The sequence below is a fragment of the Paraniabella ginsengisoli genome (genome assembly GCF_022513635.1).
GTDB lineage: Bacteria > Bacteroidota > Bacteroidia > Chitinophagales > Chitinophagaceae > Niabella > Niabella ginsengisoli.
On record NZ_JAKWBL010000004.1, the window covers coordinates 298712 to 315949 of the forward strand.

The 17238-nt window shown below is 40.1% G+C and carries 15 protein-coding genes and 2 pseudogenes; 2 read left to right on the plus strand and 15 right to left on the minus strand.

The features are described 5' to 3' along the window. On the minus strand, positions 1-624 hold the full coding sequence (locus tag MKP09_RS18630) for an HD domain-containing protein (protein ID WP_240831816.1): 624 nt from the start codon (positions 622-624) through the stop codon (positions 1-3). A 604-nt stretch (positions 625-1228) separates the two neighbouring features. Between MKP09_RS18630 and MKP09_RS18635 the strand changes: the two genes are divergently transcribed. Both MKP09_RS18635 and MKP09_RS18640 read left to right on the plus strand, forming a co-directional pair. Next, a complete protein-coding gene (locus tag MKP09_RS18635) occupies positions 1229-1408 on the plus strand; it encodes a hypothetical protein (RefSeq protein WP_240831817.1) in 180 nt (59 codons plus the stop codon). A 203-nt stretch (positions 1409-1611) separates the two neighbouring features. Further along, a complete protein-coding gene (locus tag MKP09_RS18640) occupies positions 1612-3219 on the plus strand; it encodes a sulfatase family protein (RefSeq protein WP_240831818.1) in 1608 nt (535 codons plus the stop codon). 15 nt (positions 3220-3234) lie between these two features. Here MKP09_RS18640 and MKP09_RS18645 read toward each other — a convergent pair whose 3' ends face one another. From MKP09_RS18645 to MKP09_RS18715, 14 genes and pseudogenes are all read right to left on the minus strand, one after another. Continuing rightward, positions 3235-4158 (minus strand): glycerophosphodiester phosphodiesterase family protein, encoded by a 924-nt coding sequence (locus MKP09_RS18645; RefSeq protein WP_240831819.1) that lies wholly within the window; start codon positions 4156-4158, stop codon positions 3235-3237. A 1-nt stretch (position 4159) separates the two neighbouring features. Further along, a pseudogene (locus MKP09_RS28385) lies at positions 4160-4770 on the minus strand (histidine phosphatase family protein). Further along, positions 4763-6211: an FGGY-family carbohydrate kinase gene (locus MKP09_RS18660; protein ID WP_240831822.1), complete on the minus strand. Its 1449-nt coding sequence runs from the start codon at positions 6209-6211 to the stop codon at positions 4763-4765. The pseudogene MKP09_RS28385 and the gene MKP09_RS18660 overlap by 8 nt, the downstream one beginning before the upstream one ends. After that, positions 6208-7674, minus strand: coding sequence for an FGGY-family carbohydrate kinase (locus MKP09_RS18665; RefSeq protein ID WP_240831823.1), 1467 nt, complete (start codon positions 7672-7674; stop codon positions 6208-6210). Before MKP09_RS18665 ends, MKP09_RS18660 begins: the two co-directional genes overlap by 4 nt. A 227-nt stretch (positions 7675-7901) precedes the next feature. Beyond that, entirely contained in the window at positions 7902-8912 is a 1011-nt protein-coding gene (locus tag MKP09_RS18670; RefSeq protein ID WP_240831824.1) for a 2-hydroxyacid dehydrogenase, read from the minus strand. A gap of 313 nt (positions 8913-9225) precedes the next feature. After that, positions 9226-10470, minus strand: coding sequence for an MFS transporter (locus tag MKP09_RS18675; RefSeq protein ID WP_240831825.1), 1245 nt, complete (start codon positions 10468-10470; stop codon positions 9226-9228). Between the two features lie 283 nt (positions 10471-10753). After that, complete coding sequence (locus MKP09_RS18680; protein WP_240831826.1) at positions 10754-11758, minus strand: metallophosphoesterase; 1005 nt, start codon at positions 11756-11758, stop codon at positions 10754-10756. 18 nt (positions 11759-11776) lie between these two features. Next, a complete protein-coding gene (locus tag MKP09_RS18685; RefSeq protein ID WP_240831827.1) occupies positions 11777-12292 on the minus strand; it encodes an endonuclease/exonuclease/phosphatase family protein in 516 nt (171 codons plus the stop codon). Then, positions 12247-12684, minus strand: coding sequence for an endonuclease/exonuclease/phosphatase family protein (locus tag MKP09_RS18690; RefSeq protein ID WP_240831828.1), 438 nt, complete (start codon positions 12682-12684; stop codon positions 12247-12249). The genes MKP09_RS18685 and MKP09_RS18690 overlap by 46 nt, the downstream gene beginning before the upstream one ends. Before the next feature lie 12 nt (positions 12685-12696). Beyond that, a complete protein-coding gene (locus MKP09_RS18695) occupies positions 12697-13908 on the minus strand; it encodes an FAD-dependent oxidoreductase (RefSeq protein ID WP_317235445.1) in 1212 nt (403 codons plus the stop codon). After that, on the minus strand, positions 13896-14093 hold the full coding sequence (locus MKP09_RS26605) for an FAD-dependent oxidoreductase (protein WP_317235404.1): 198 nt from the start codon (positions 14091-14093) through the stop codon (positions 13896-13898). The genes MKP09_RS18695 and MKP09_RS26605 overlap by 13 nt, the downstream gene beginning before the upstream one ends. Before the next feature lie 18 nt (positions 14094-14111). Continuing rightward, positions 14112-15367 (minus strand): annotated as a pseudogene (locus tag MKP09_RS18700) (MFS transporter). Positions 15368-15455: 88 nt separating this feature from the next. Next, complete coding sequence (locus tag MKP09_RS18710; protein ID WP_317235446.1) at positions 15456-16583, minus strand: RagB/SusD family nutrient uptake outer membrane protein; 1128 nt, start codon at positions 16581-16583, stop codon at positions 15456-15458. Next, positions 16535-17221 carry a RagB/SusD family nutrient uptake outer membrane protein gene (locus MKP09_RS18715; protein WP_240831831.1) on the minus strand — a complete coding sequence of 229 codons (687 nt, stop codon included), beginning with the start codon at positions 17219-17221 and terminating at the stop codon, positions 16535-16537. The genes MKP09_RS18710 and MKP09_RS18715 overlap by 49 nt, the downstream gene beginning before the upstream one ends. Positions 17222-17238: the final 17 nt, after the last annotated feature.

A 17238-nucleotide genomic window follows, 5' to 3' on the forward strand; every position in this document is an offset into this window, starting at 1 on the left:
TTACAGAACGTTCAATTCGGATACCAAATTCTTCCTTGCCTGTTGTTCAAATTTTTGAGAGAAATAATTTGTATTAAAAATGCTTTTCATTTTCAATAATCGTTGCAAAATTGTTTTACGCCCCTGTTTATAAATAAAGTCAGGGTATATGGAATATTCTTTTCGAACGGCATCGCAATATTGTTCATACCGATCAGGCGAGCTGCCCAATATAGAAAGGTCTGCGTCAATAAAATAATTTGTATCACTTTTTAGTGTTTGCTCATGCAATTTCGTTGCAATAATGTGTGCTTTACAATTTTCAATTACTGAAGCCGGCACTTGCAGTTGTTGCATTCTCTCCTCTGCTAATACTGCACTCTTTTCTTCATTATCCGATCTGCTAACATTATATACAATGTCATGATAATATAGGGCAAATAAAACGCTGTCAGGATCTTTTATACTTTGTATAATTTCTTTTAATTGTAATAACAATTCGTTAAGATGATCTAAATTATGATAATGCCGTTGAAAATTTGAATAACAGCCTTCGATTTCCTTCCATAGTTTCTCTGCGAGGTCAGTATCATCTTTATATTTTGAAACGAGTTTTATTAAACTATCTCTTAACAAAAAATTCATACAATAAAACTATGCAATCATAGTTAAATGCGCTTGCCTGCAACATTCAACAAAAAATTTTTTAAAAAATCACTTGGCTGATGTGTAACATTTTAGAAGCTTTTGCGAATTATACATGAAGGCAATGTAACGGTAATGAATAACATGAGGTTTTGCGGTGAACAGAAATACATATCAATAAGGTTGCATCCCCTTTGATTTTCGCCGTAAGAAAATGTTTGTTCGCCGGTTATTTTAGTACCGTTTGCCCATATGCCTTTGACTTGTAGCATACACCGGATGTATGTTTGTGAAACAAATAAAAACAATAAAACAAAATATCTAAATCAATTCACATGAAAAACTTAATTCTTTCCGCAGCTTTACTTTTAGTCCTAAGTGTTAGCGCGGTAGCAGCCCCTAAAGAGCCGGTTAACGAAAAAGTACAACAAACATTTAATCAGATTTTTAAAGAAGCTGATAATGTTAGCTGGATCAATACCGACAACCGTTTCGAAGCTTTTTTACGACCGATGGCATTAAAACCCGCGCCACGCTTGATGCAAAAGGAAACCTTATTCAAACCATACGTTACTATGGTGAAGCAAATTTGCCTGCAAACGTATTGTACAGTGTTAAAAAAGAACATAAGTCTAAAGAAATATTTGGTGTAACAGAAGTAACCAATCAGCTGGGTGTTAACTACAGGATCGTATTGAAAGATGATAAAAACTATACTCACATCAATGCTAATAACAAAGGTGAAACTGAGATAGTAGCAAAATATAAAAGAGGCGATAAATAGGCTTCGGCAAGCCAGCCTGACAAGCTGTTGCTCAACTTTTTCTCATGTAAAACAACGGAGGGGATATTCTTATCTTCTCCTTTTTATTTTTAATACACTTCGCTTCATCTAAAGACGCTTATTATTCTTCATAATATTTACCTTTATCCATCGGCAATATTGTATGGTGCCGGCAAACTTTTTGTTTACTCAAAAAAGTATATATGAAGGTGATTATTAACAATGGCTTCTTTTCGATTATAACATTTCTTTTGTTGCAACCCTGCTTTGCGCAATCATCAAAACCTGCAAAACAAAGGCCTAACATTGTTTATATTATGAGTGACGATCATGGATACCAGGCCGTCAGCGCTTATGGATATGGATTGAACCGCACCCCCAATATTGATCGCTTAGCAAAGGAAGGTATTCTATTTACAAGAGCGTCTGTTACCAATTCGCTTTGTGCACCAAGTCGTGCTGTTCTTTTAACAGGAAAACACAGTTTCATCAATGGCAAAATAGATAATGAAGCACGCTTTGACTGGAGCCAGGATAATTTTGCCAAAGAGCTTCAGCAACATGGATATCAAACTGCGTTAATTGGTAAAATACACATGGATGGACTTCCGCAAGGTTTTGACCACTCCGCTGTTTTGATCGATCAGGGAGAATATTATAATCCCAACTTCATCGTTAATGGTACCAAGCAACAGCTTGACGGATATGTAACAGACCTTACTACAGACATGGCAATTGACTGGATAAAAGATCGGGATACAAGCAAACCATTTTGTTTGCTCTTTCACCAAAAGGCTCCGCATCGCGAATGGCTGCCGGCGCTGAGACATATTGCTGAATATACAAAAATGAAATTTCCAGAACCCAAAAGCCTCTTTGATGACTTTACTAACAGAGGTACTGCGGCGAAAACTGCTGAAATGAATATTTTGAAACATATGAATTGGGCCGGTGATAATAAAGTGCCTCCTGCTATGATGGACGAGTTGGGATTGAAAGAAGGCATAAGCTGGGATAAAGCTGCATTTAATAATAACCTGGGAAGGATGAGCGCGGCAGAGCGCGAAGCGTGGGATAAAGTATATGATCCGATCATGGAAGATTTTAAAAAGAAATACCCATCTATGAACGAACAGGATCTGATGCGCTGGCGCTATCAACGTTATTTGCAGGATTACCTGGGAACGGTTGCTGCCGTTGATGACGGCGTTGGACGTATGCTTGACTTTTTAAAAGAGAATGGACTTGATGAAAACACGATTGTTGTTTACACCTCTGATCAGGGATTTTATTTAGGCGAGCATGGATGGTTTGATAAGCGATTTATGTATGAAGAATCTTTAAGAACGCCTTTGCTGGTGCGCTATCCAGCCGAAATTGCTGCCGGGCAAAAGTCTGCAGCGCTTGTACAAAATCTCGACTTTGCACCAACCTTACTCGACTATGCCGGTGTATCTATTCCAAAAGATATGCAGGGAAAATCTTTTAGAAAACTGGCCAGCGGTAAAAAAAAATGGCGAGACGCGATCTATTATACTTATTACGAATATCCTTCTATTCATGCAGTAAAGCGCCACTACGGCGTGCGCACCGATCGCTATAAACTCATCCATTTTTATTACGATGTGGATGAATGGGAACTTTACGATCTGGAAAAGGATCCGGAAGAAATGAATAATGTTTATAATGATCCTAAGTATAAAACAGTTCGAACCACAATGCATAAGAAACTGAATCAGCTTAGAAAACAGTATAAAGATTCGGATGAAAAGGACCAACGATTTCTTCCAAAGAAGAAACAAAAAATCTAAGAACTTCTAAAGATACTAATACTTAAAGAAAGGTGATTTAGGACTTCGGCGTGGTAATATAGATTTAATAGCTGCAGCTGCTTCAACAGGGAGATCAGATTCGAGAATATCTGCACCCATTGTAAATGTTTGGCGATAAGCAGCACCGCGCTCAACTGCAGATTCCAGCTTGTCGTATGTGGGAGCTGCCGATATCATACACATTACACCTCGCTTGTGTAATAAATGTAGCAACACATCATTTTCCTTTTTATTTTCCGGGCCGATATAAGCTATCATATTGGTCCAGGGTATTCCTGCATCTTCATATTCTTTAAGCGCTTTCTCTGTTTTTACAAAGGCCGACATCATTCTGTTCTTGTCTTTGTTGTAGTAAAACCGAGCTTGTTCAGCATCATGTACAGTAACCATTACAAAAGCTCCTGCATTGTTGTTTTCAATAATGCTTTCTGTCATTGCAAGCGGAAGATCTTTTTTATCTAAGTTCAGAATTGTTTTTCCACGCACCCATTGAATGGCTTCTTCTAAGGTCGGTATACGGTAATCGGTTATCTTACCATTCTTATCTTTCAACTTTAACTTCTTTACTTCTTCCCAGGTATAATCAGATAGCTTGCCAGTTCCATTTGTCGTCCTGTCAAGTGTAGCATCATGCAACAACACTACAACGCTGTCCTTCGTCAATCTCGGGTCTACTTCAAAAAATGCGGGCGTATGTTGCAATACATATTCAAATGCCTCGATTGAATTTTCGGGATAGTCGGGTATATGACAACCACGATGCCCGCTAATTAGTAGTATATCCTTACCCGTATATTTGAAATAGGTTTGTAACTCTTTTTCAGTTTTTATATTGAGCGTGTGCAGTTTTTTTTGCGCATAGCAATTAACAATGCCGAAGCACAAAATCAGAGTCAATAAACAATAACGCCTAATCATTTTATTTAATTTTTGTATTTAAATATTCCAGGGTTAAAACACCGTCTTTATCCAAAGTAAAAAAAGTAATCGCAGAATTGTGTTGTACTAGCTGCCGATAATTGCGCAATGGCATTCCCAATTTATAGGCCATATAAAGCCTGTTCACACCGTTGTGCGCGGTTACAAGAATGGTTTGTCCTTTATGCTGCTCAAACATTTCGTTAAAGAAACTATCCATTCTCGCTACAATTTCTTTACCGCTTTCACCTGTTAAACCAGCCTTTGCCAGTTCCGGATTATTATTCCATGCCTCCCAGCTTTGAGGGTTTTCTTTTACAAATTCTTCACGCGTCTTTTTTCCCATAAACCAAAATCGGCTTCAATTAATCTTTCATCTGTTATAACTTTTTTGCCACAAGCAATCTCGGCTGTTGTGCGCGCTCTTATTAAAGGGGAAGCATATGCTGCGTCTATAGAAATGCCATCAAGCTGTGCTTTTACGGCTTCTGCTTGCTGTACACCCAATGAAGTAAGCGGTATATCTGTCCTTCCGCAATAGCGGTTATTATCTGCATTCCATGCTGTTTGGCCATGTCGCAACAAATACACTTTTAAAATTTCGTTACTCATTAATATAATCTTTGTCTTTAAGTAATTGAATGAATTGCCGATACCGTTCTTCGTATGGAGCTAACAAAGAAAAGTCTGGGTCTATAATTTTTTCAGCATGAATCATGTTTGTGCCAGCTTCTATAATATCTTCAAAATATGTTTTCGAAGCAGCTGTGATGGCAGCGCCTGCAGCGCCGGAAACATTTTGCATTTTGCAAACTGGTAAATTCAATACAGCGCTCCTGATCTTCATCCAAATATCACTATTACTTCCACCTCCGGCAGAAAATATTTGTGAAATGTTTTCTCCTGAAATTTTTCTGATTCTTTCAAATGCATATCTTTCTATATATGCAACGCCTTCCATGCATGCGACAAACTTTTCGTCTTTGTTAATACCTTCAGGAAAAAAGCCTTTAGCGGAAGGTGCAACAAAAGGAAATCTTTCTCCATGCTGCAGTAAAGGCCAGGCGAAGTTTTTACCAGGAATAATTGTTCGAGCGGCATTTGCCAGTTCCGTCAAATCAGAATCTGCAAACATGGTACTTACCCAATCTGCTCCGGTATTACTCGCTCCGCCAGGCATCCAATACCCTTCCGGATGTCGGTGACAATAAATCGCACCAGCCGGATCTTTTATTTCATTCCTGGAAACTCCTTTTACCACCAGCGTTGTGCCGATGGTCGTATTCCAATCACCAACATTTACCGCACCAGACGCCACCTGCGAAGCACATCCATCAGTAATGCCTGCTGTAACAATAACATTCTCATGTAAGCCCAGTGGCTTTGCCCATTCTGACCTCAAATGTCCAATTGGCGCTCCCGAAGGCATTACTTCCTGCAACCATTCCTTTCGAATATTTAGCTCCGAAGTAATATAATCCGGCCACTTCATTTGGTGTAAATCGTAACCGGATTTTAATGTGTTGGTATAATCAGTTGTATCAAAATTACCACTCAAAGTACCGGTTATAAAATCTGCAGCATGAATAAACCGTCCTATGCGATCAATTTTTTGAGGATAGTTTTTTATAAACCAAAGCATTTTTGGTAAACCGCTGGAAGCGTTGAAAGCCGTGTAGCCCTGCGTACCGGAACGGATGGCAGCTTGCCGGCAATAGTCAGCTTCATCAGAAGATCTGTTATCGCTGTACATGATCGCAGGATGTACGGGTTTATAATTTTTATTAACAGGTATGATCGTTCCTGAAGTTGAAGTAACGCCAATTGCTTTTACGTGCGACAGGTTTATTAAGGAAGTTACTTCTTTGCACAAATTACCGAGCAGCTGATAACAACAACGCCACCACATCTCGGGGTCTTGCTCTTGCCTTGATGATATAGTTAATTCAAAGATGTTTTCTTTCGCCGCCAGCTGATGGCCCGACTCGTCCATCATGATTACGCGCGCACCTTGTGTGCCAATATCGATACCAATGAAATAGGATAAACTCATTTTTCTCCGGCGCTTAATTTTTTAAAATAGGCCCTTGTATTTTTCCATTTGTCAAATAGCTTTTCATATTCACTTTGCAAATTATCCTCTGGTGCGACTACATCAATATAAGTGTCGGCTTCGTTTATATCAATACCCAAAGCCTCATTACACACCATTGCACCGCCCACTGCTGAAGCTTGTTCAAAACCAGTGCGAACCTGTACTTTCTTGTTTATGATGTTGGCGATCAGTTGTCGTAAAGCGCGGCTTTGTAAGCCACCTCCGCAAGCCCAAACATAATCGCTGCTATGCCCTGAAACCTCTTTTAATACCTTATAATTTTCCGAAATAGAAAAAGCGATGTCAAGCAATGTTGCCCATACAAAAGAACTACGCGATAACTCATGAGATACTGGTACCGGAAATACAAATCCACCGCTAATAACCGGAAGATCTTCCGTTGCAATAAGTGAACCGAGCGATGCAACACAATGCCGATGCGGATTTTCGGCCAGTTCCTTCTCTATCACATCATATCCTTCATTTGGATAAAAAACTTCCTTCAATCTCTGATAGTTAAGTCCTGTTACTCCGGCATTAGCTTCAAAAATAAAATGCTCGGGATGTATATCTCTGCTTGTCCAGGTTCTTTCCTCGGGATCTGTAATATAATGATCTACAATTTTGACAATTGGTGTAGTAGTTCCTGAAACAATTATAACGTCGTCAACAGCAGGTTGTGTGCTCCTTATAGCCAGTTGCGTATCCCCTCCTCCTGTTATTACAGAGGCTGAACTATTAATAGCCCATGATTCTGCCAGTTCCGGCAATATAGCTCCGCTTACTTTTGCAGATTCAGTTACGGGCGTACAATAATCCGCATCGATATTGAACATCTTAGTCAGCTCATCGCTCCATTTACCGGCAGCAACATCATACAATAAAGTTTCTGATGCCTGCGAATGTTCATATTTAGCAACACCAGACAATTTATATTCGGCCCAGTCACTTATACTTAGAAAGAACCTGGTTTCTTTCCACATATCAGGGCGTCTTTGCCGTATGCCTCCCAGTTTATATGCAGAAAATAAAGAAGTTGGATAACGTCCTGTCAAATTGTAAACACGGCTTTTATCACTGATGTTATCTTCCCATTCCCTGCCCCGATGATCAATATTGGGCAATCCTATTAAAGACATCCCATCTCGCCCAATTAATACAATTCCTTCGCGCTGGCTTGTAGTGGTCAACGCAGTTACCTTTACTGTACCGGCCTCCTGCAATGCTGATTTAGCAAGTTCAGCTATTTGTTGCCACAGCTGATCGGGTTCAAAATAAATGGACTCCGGATAAAGTTCGTCCCTTATATAATTAATATCGCCCCGGCCAACACCTAAAACATTACCGTTTGGGTTCACTACCGCCACTCTTACATTTCCGGTACCAATATCAATAACGATGTACGCATCTGTTATATTCATCCTTTATGTTTATTTAAATTTCTCTATTGCTTTATTAAGTAAAAACTGTGATGTCTCGGTTGTCATCCTGAGCTTGTCGAAGGATCGTCGGAATAAGGCTTCGGCAAGCTCAGCCGGACAGTCCTATTAGACGGAACAGAGCCTCTATCTAATGAAAGCTTATATGCTTCTTATCTTTTCTGTTTATCATGCCTATATTTCTATATGCTAAAAAATAAGTTCAAAAATTACATGTCGGTTGTAGAAGCAAGTACTTCTTTATTATAAATTTTGTCTGACGTTTTACGATCATGAATATACCAATCTATCAAAGCCTGATTCAATATTCTGACATGATGATCTTCCACTTCAAAGGTAGCGCCTGCAATATGAGGCGTTGCCATTACATTAGGCAGATCAATAATTTTATAATCAAGCTCGTCGGGAGGTTCATTATCAAATACGTCAAGGATCGCACCTTTTATTTTTTCTTCAGATAATACTTCATATAGATCTTCTCTATTTACTACTACCGCTCTTGCCGTGTTAACAAACAAAGCTTCGGGCTTCATTAATTTAAACAAAGATTTGTCAATGAGTTTTTTTGTTTCTTCTGTAACTGGCAAATGCACTGATACAATATCACTGGACGCAAATAATTCTTCAAGTGACAATTTTTTATAATCGGGAAACCTGCTGGCATCTACATAAGGATCGTAATACTGAATATTACAAGGATAATTTTCAACCAGCTTCGCTATCAATTGCCCTATTGCACCAAAACCTACCAGGCCAATGGTTTTGCCAGCCAGTTCGCCACCTTTAAATTGTAAATAGGAAGTATGCGCACCCGCTTCCCATTTCCGGCTTTTTAACCAATTCATACCTGGTATTATATGCCGTAGAAACGTAATGGTATTTGCAATAAACATTTCAACTACCGCCTGTGCATTCCTCGCTGGCGTATAGAAAACCGGTATTTTATGAAGTGTTGCTATATCTAATGCTACGTTAGACGGAGTACCACGACACACGCCAATAAATTGTAAGTGTGCATTTTTATTAATTACTTTTTCGGTTACATGATCGTGTTCTGTTATCAACGCCTCCGCTTCTGTTTCATATAGGAGGTTTAATAATTCCTGTTCGGTATAAGCACGGTCATTCTCTTTCCATGGTTTGTAAATAACTTCTCCAAAATTTAATTTCAGTTCTAACAATCCTTGTTCATGATAAGGTGCGGTTACTAATATTTTCATTCGTAAATGTTTATGTTTTTATTGGTCGAATGGAATCTTTGATGATTATAATTTTCATTACACTGTGTGAGAAAAATGAAAATTATAATCATGTCGGTTTCATTCGTTTATACTTTTTATGCTTCAGTTCCTAATTCTATTTTTTTGTGTATCTTTTTTATTAAAACACATGGATACATAGCATCTGCTTCGTTAAAGGATATATAGCATCCGCCGAAGACGGAACATAGCCTCACCCGAATAGTGACTTATGTGTTTTTATGTTCTCTATCTTATCATAAGACCGATGTTTCTAATGTGGTAAAAAATAAGTTTAAACATGTTCATCCTTCAACACTCCAACATCTGGTTTAATAAATACTGTTAATACAGCACTGAGAAAATACAGTCCGGCCAGGATCCAGATCACACCTTCGTTTCCCAGCGGTGCTATAAAAAGCCCTACAATAGCCGGCCCTACAAAAACGGCAAGCCCGGCACCCAGATTTAAGATGGCCATCGCAGCTCCTTTATCTTTAGAAACAAGTGAAGGCGTTAATGCTGATAGTGGCACATAACCTGCCAGGCATGCGCCCCATAAAATGCCCGCCGTCATTACGATCCAATAAGTTCCGGGGGCTTGTTGTGGTATATAATAAAGTAATAAAGTAGTAATGCCGCAGCCAACGCCGCCAAACCAAATAATGGTTTGACGCCAGCCAAGTTTATCTCCAACAAAACCAAATATTAAATTAAAGACAATGTTGCTGGTAAAAATGGTGCCCCAGATATATAACCATTCAGTTGTATCAAAACCATGGCTGGCCATATACATGGGCAGGAAGACCGGAAAGGCAAATTGAGCTGTTGTATTGATTACTCTGACAATACCTGCCAATAACACTTTTGGCTCATCTCTCATTATGGTTAAGCCCTTTCCAAGTTCCGCGAGTTTATCGGTTTGCTTATTTCTTGTTATTGGAAATTTTGCTTTATTGAAAACCAATGCAAAAAGTGCACCGAGCAATACCCAAAAAACAGCACTCCATAACGCAGGAATATGACCCAGTTTTTGAATTGCCCAGCTCGAATAAAATGCGCCAAGAACATTCAATCCTCCGGTAAAAACAAACCAGAACCAGCCTACTGCCCGACCTAACATGTCTTTCGGAGTGAGATAGGATATCCATACCAGAAAAGAATAAGCAAATAAAGGGTAGCCGAAGCCCCGTAAAGCATAAGTTATAAGCATGGTTGGAAAATTTAATTCCTTCAGCCCTATGCCTATAAACCCGGCAGTGCCTGCAAGGTATATGATCAGTCCGAGCAGCATTGTTTTTTTGGGTGTCAGCAATTCTGTTAAAACACCCGAAAACCAGGAAGCTACGGCAATGGTAACGCCATACGCAGTGAACAATGAAGCTGTCTGCTGGATGTTCATGCCTCTTTCTATAAGATAGGGGCTCAACCATCCCTGTTCCATTCCATCGCCCATCATAAATAACATAATTCCCAGGTAGCCGCTCAATAGAGAACGGGGTATGCCTAATTTTTCGGTGATTGTTGCATTCGGTTTCATTCGTATATTTTTTTGTTTGTCCACCGCGGCGGACGATTTTTTTGGTCGAATGGAACTCCGCATGTACATCTACCTGTGTGAGAAAAATCTATCATGCTTCGTTTCATTGGCAATTGTCGTTGTTGCACTTCACTTGTAAAGAAGTGCCTTAAAAGATTTAGAGGGTTTAGAGGGCTTTGAGTTTAGTCAAATGTTATACGGTATTCATTCCTTTCATCCTTCTTCCATGCATGTGGTTGAGTAGTAGGAGAAATACCAAAAAGTATTGAAAATGTTTTGATTTTTACAGTCTTTCCATCAGGAAAAAATTCAAGAATACGTAGCCAGCCATCGCCACCATTGCCATCCCGGTGGCCACCCCCATGGATTGCGCATCAAAAAGAATCTGATGAACAGATTTGTTACTGGAATTTTTATCCTTACGATATCCTTCGCCAGAGATATGTCCGCATAACACCATCTCTATATTGGAAGAAGGTTGAACCAGTTTTTCCCAAATCTGCTGACCGTTATTAGCCGCTGGCATTTCTATCTTAGGAGATTTCTGGATCATGTTGTCAACATTATAAGGTTCCCAATACAACCAGTTTATCTTTCCTCCTGTATGTTCGTCTTTCGTATTTAAATAATTGTGTGTGATAAGTACCACCCTGTGATCCTTATATCGTTTCATCGCAGCTACATTCTTCGCCCATGTAAGCACAGAATCGCGAGGCCCATATTCTACTGTAACAAAAAGGTAATCTTTGCCATTCATGTCTTTCATCTCATAAGCAGCATTTTCAATAGTAGGTTGCCCCGCCTCATTACGACTATTCTGCACCAACATTTTTTTATTAAGATGATTTTTATCTGCATTAAAAAAATCCGCATAATGTGATGTACGGTGGCCCTGCCTGTCAATACTATAATCATGATTGCCTGTTGCGGCAATGTAAGGTACTTTTCCATCCAGCATTGAAAAAGCTTTCGATGCCGATTCCCATTGTTGCTGTGTAGATTGGTTGCCGTCATAATCTGTTGTGATCTTCTCATTATTTTCTACCAGGTCGCCAACACCAACAACCATTTTAATATTGAGCGAATCGATATTATCCTCAATCCATGCCATCATCAGATCAAGCAATGGTTTGTTTTTTGACCACTTCACATAATTTTGAATATCGGGCACCATAATCACAGACCAGGAATCTTTTTGTTCTAATCTTGGCTTCTTATAATTGCTCTGCGCTACAACCGCATGTGATAAACAGAAACATATAAGAGTTGATAGTAAAAAACGTTTCATTCGTAATTTTTTATTGAATCATAAAATCTGAGCTGATAAAAAAATGATCACTTGAAACTTACCTCTAATCTCATCTTTGATGATATGGCTTTCTATAGGTTTTACGTTTCCTTTATACCAGATGTAATCGATCCTGCCTTTTGAGGGGCCTTTTTCATAACGAGTTCCCTGAAATTCATGGCCTGTAAAACCAGCTTCTTTTTGTCCATGCAAGGTTTCATAACTCTCTTTCCAGCCACCGTCTCTTAGTGAATCAAATACGGGACTATCAAATCTGCTATTAAAATCACCAGCAATAATCTGCGGAAAATCTGGCTGGTATTGCGCACTTTCAGCTACTACCATTTTTGCCTGTTGCAATTTCGCTTCAGCAGATATATGATCGAGATGAAGCGCAACAACTCTTATCTCTTTACCAGTTTTATGTTCTCTAAGCCTTACCCAGTTAGCATGGCGGGCGCGAGCTGTTTCCCAGGATTTACTCCCAGCTACCAGCGGTGTTTCTGAAAGCCAGTAAACGCCCGCTGCCAGCAACTCGTATCGCTCCTTTGAAAAAGGATCGGGTTCTTTGCAATGCCATGATACCCTTCTTTATATGCATCCATTTCCGGGCCATCAAAGCCCAATAATTGAAAAGAAGGAAATGCTTTTCTAATATCTTCCGCCTGCACCTTTAGCACTTCCTGGAAACAAACGATATCAGGTTGTTGCTTTTTAATAACTTGAAGGCATACTTCTTTTCGATGGCTCCATCCACGCCCTTTCGCTTCATCTTCTGGTAAAGCCACTCGTATATTGCTGGATAAAACCCGGTGGAATGTTCGTGGAGCCGCTGAAGGTTTTAACCACCCTAAGGTTGGCAGCATGGATGCTGCTGTTGCCGTTAACCCTACACTTTGTAAAAATTTTCTTCTTGACGTTGTCATGATATCAACTGTTTAGTTAGACGCTACTGGCTCAACTTGCGGCTCGCGCAGAAAAGCTCCTTTTTCCAATAATTCTTTTTGCAATTTTTTTACGTCAATGTCAGCTGGTTGCTGCACTTCTTTTATAGCCATTTTTGCAGCCCGGCCTGCTGCTTCACCCATAGCCATGCAAGGAGCCATCACTCTTATCGCAGACATAGCTTCATGTGTAGTAGAAATAGCCCTGCCAGCTACCAGCAGGTTTTTTATTTTTTGAGGAACCAATGATCTGTAAGGAATATCATAACAGTCTCCGCACCATTCTAGTGTACAGCCTCCGCCAACCGGATGATGTATATCTAATGGATAACTGGCTACTGCAATGGCGTCATCAAAATGGCGGCAACCCATGATGTCATCCCGGTCCATTGTATATAAACCTTTAATTCTTCTCGTCTCCCGGATACCGAGGAACGGCGCGGTTTTAAGGAAATAGGCATTTTCAAAGCCCGGTACATATTCAATAAGATAACGTTGTATATCTTCTATTTGATTGCGTCCTTCTATTTCCCCCATGGTAAGGCTGCCGGGATCTGTTCCGTTTACACCGTTCACCCGGGTCATGTTTACCCACACTTCGCCCTTTCGCAAGCCAGTAATTAATATGGTTCTTTCTGTTGGAAGATTTAAACCCTCTTCCTTAGCCTTGTTGATCAGGTTGCGCATGCCTACCAGAACAAACTGGTTATTTTGCCCAAAATATTCTGCAGGTATAAAGTCGGTCAGATAAGTTCTGGGTTCTTCCGCAATACTCAGCCGCAATTTTTCCGTATCAACACCGCCCAGGCAAAACATAAGTGTTGGCGGTTGCACGCCTCCGTTTTCATTACCAAACTCGCAAGGCACCCCAGCTTTAAATGCAACATCAGCATCACCGCTACAGTCAATGATCACTTTAGAAAGAATTGCCTCGCGTCCTGCTTTACTTTCAACAATCACTCCCTTCAATTCATCTCCATCTTTTACAACTTCCGCACAAAAAGCATAGAATAATATTTCAACCTTTGCTTCCACCAACATTTGCAATGCCACTGTTTTAACAGCTTCCGGCTCTACTAATGTGAGGCTCATGTGAAGGGGACAAGGCCTGTGTTCGCTTGAGGCTTGAACAGCTTTCAGGCGATCAATGAATTTTTGTGGAAGACCCTTGATGATCTGGTTACCCTTTTGGCCTAAGAACCTAATATGGGCAACCCGATAGTCATGTTGCCACCAACAAAACTGCGGCTTTCAATAAGCATCACTTTTGCACCATCTTCTGCTGCAGCCAGTGCAGCCATAATACCTGAAGGACCTCCGCCAATTACCAGTACATCCACATCGGCTCTTACTGGCAACTCTTTTGCGGCTTCTATTATTTTATTCATCATGAGATATTTTTCTATTTATTAATGAATTGAATCTGATTTTATTTTAGGCTGTTCTCTTTTAACCATTGTCCACAATATCAGTACGGCTATAGGATGCAATACTGCCATTGCCAGAAATATTTTATCTGCACCAACCGTTCCTATAAAAGAGCCAACAAAATAATTGAACAGCACGGCACCCAACGCGCCACATCCTCCGGCAATGCCTAATACACTTGCAACATTTTTTACAGGAAAAGCTTCTGCAACTACCACGCTAATCGTAAACAACCAGCTTAAGCACGCTACCGCAACAATACTAAATACAGCGAGGGTGCTGACAGCGCTGGGCAAATACGGTGCTAACACACATAATGGCGCGAAGCAGGCAACAACAGTAAGCATTACTTTTCTTGCACGCAGCGGCGCATAACCTTTTCGCACTAAACGATCAGACCATGCTGAAGTTCCAATAGCGCCAATATCTGCCACTAAAAACGGAATCCAGCCATACATACCTACCTGCGCCAGCGAAAGCCCCGATTCTTCCTGCAAATAACCTGGCAACCAGAATAAACAGAAATACCAAACCGGATCACTTACAAACCGGATCAACAGTATGCCCCACAGACTTTTAGTTTTCCAAAGATCTTTCCACGAAAAGCCTTCACCTGTGCCAGACGCAGGCGCGTTTTCCAAAGCTTCATTCATTATATGTGGAGGAGGATCTTTATATACCAGCTTCCAAAGCACAGCGATAACTAATCCCACAGCACCCAAAACAATAAAAGCGGTTTGCCAATTATATTTAAGCGCCAACCATGCTACTGTCGGTGGCGCTATAATAGCACCAATCGAACTTCCTGCAACGCAGAGACTATTAGCAGTAGCTCTTAATTTTCCCGGAAACCAAACTGCTACTACTTTTAATTGTGAAGGAAAATTGGTTGGTTCTGCAGCGCCCAAAAGTCCCCTAAAAAAGCAAGCTGGCCAACACTACGCGCAAACCCGCCACCAATGCAGGCTACAGACCAGGTCAATACTCCATAGAACATAACTAATTTTGCCCCGAATTTGTCAACCATCCAGCCGGTTACCGGATACATTACGGCGTAACAAATGGTAAACACATTAATGATGACAGCATAACCATTATCATCCAGATCAAACTCTGCTTTTAAAACAGGTTTCAGGATAGATACCACCTGTCGATCTACATAGTTAAAAACGATAGCTATGAAGATCACGGCTATGATAAACCATCTTCTATTTTCAGGGCGAAACAATCTTGTCATTCTTTAAAATTAAATCCTACTCCATTTTATTCATCCAATAATTTAACTTCTATATTTTTTCAATGATCTTTTTTGAATATTATTCTTCTTAGTATCCCGGGTTCTGTGTCAGTTTATCACTTGCATCGATCTCGGATTTTGGAACCGGCCACAGCTCATCTTTATTCTCACGAAAAACAACCTCCTGCGTTGTGAAATATTTCGCTGCTTCTGTTGGATTGTAGATCGGGGTATAGCTCTCATCAAATCCTGTTATTATTGATTTTGTCCAGGATTTTGCATCGCGGTTTAAATATATAACCCCATTCATTACTGTTTTTGCTATATCCCAACGACGCAGGTCATACCATCGCAAACCATCATTGGCCAGTTCAATCTTACGCTCATATCTTAACGCCTTTCTCAATTGAGCCTGCGTTAAGCCGTTGGGTAGTGCTGGCATTTTAGCACGTAGGCGCACACGGTTGATAGCATCATAAACTGTATTGTCAAGTTGATTTGCTTCGATCTTTGCTTCAGCATAAATCAGTAATAGTTCTGCTAAGCGAAAAATCCCAACATTCATATCTGACACGCCACTTACTGATGTTGAATTAAAATCAGCAATATCAATATGTTTGCGCCATAAGTAACCGCTAAAAGATCGGTAAGCATTTGAGGCATCCGAGTTGCTAACCGAACCTGGCGTGCCTGACTGGCCATTTATAACAGGCCAATAATTACTTACCGTTTTTACAGAAGTATTGGGTTCAAACTGATAACCAAGGTATCTTGAATTCTGACGCACACAATACATGTCTAATCGTGGATCCCGGTTGTCAAAAGGCTTTGCTGCATCATAAAGTGGAGACTCTGTAATAGGTAAACCATCTGTACATTGAAATGTATTGATAAGATCCTGTGTTGGGCCCCAATAACAAACACCTTTGCCCAATCGCGATGCGCCGTAATATTGTTGATTATGCGTATTACCGCTTATCGCTTTGTTATATTCAGCAACCCAAATCCACTCTTTACTTCCTGTATATCCTTCATGCCCAAAAATATTGGCTGGATTAGGTTCTCCAACCGTATGATTTTTTCCGGTAAAGTTGATGCTTTGATTAAATTCAGTCAGGTCAAATACACCAGCCGATAAATCAATTGCGGTCTTTGCAGCTTCTGCCGCTAACGGGTATTTTTTGAATATAATGCTACTCTTGCTTTTAACATGTATGCCGCAACTTTAGATGCTCTTACATTACCATAAGTCCCCTGGGAAACAGGAAGGCGTTCTGCTATCTCTGTTAATTCATCCAAAATAAATTGCTCGATTGCTGCTTTGGGCGTACGTTCTACATTTGAATTACCTAAACCAACAGCTTGCGTAATAAGCGGAACTGCGCCATATAATTCAATAAGCTGCGAGTAACAATAGGCTCTTATAAAACGCAGTTCAGCATCTAATTGATTATATACAGTCTCGCTGATTTCATTTTTCAGGCCAGGTAACTTATCCAATACAGCATGACATCGCGCAATAGTTTTATAGTGTACCTGCCATGGTTTTACAGCCAGGGCATTGTCAGTTGTTAAAGCACTTGTTATAGGTGATGTATAGTTGTTACCCGGTCTTGCATATCCGATATCAGTGATATTATCCATTACATGCCACATGGGCGTACTTGCTGCATCAAGCTGGCTTATGGATTGATAGGCGGCAAACAAACCCATTGTTGCTTCTTTTTCTGAAGCAGGGAAAGTCTCTGTAGATGGGCCATTCAGCGGTAAGCGATCTAAATCGCAGGAAGGAAGCGCTATACTTATGATGAGTAAAGCTGCTATTAATTTCTTTATTATATTAACTTGTTGCATCAGTTTATTTTTTAATA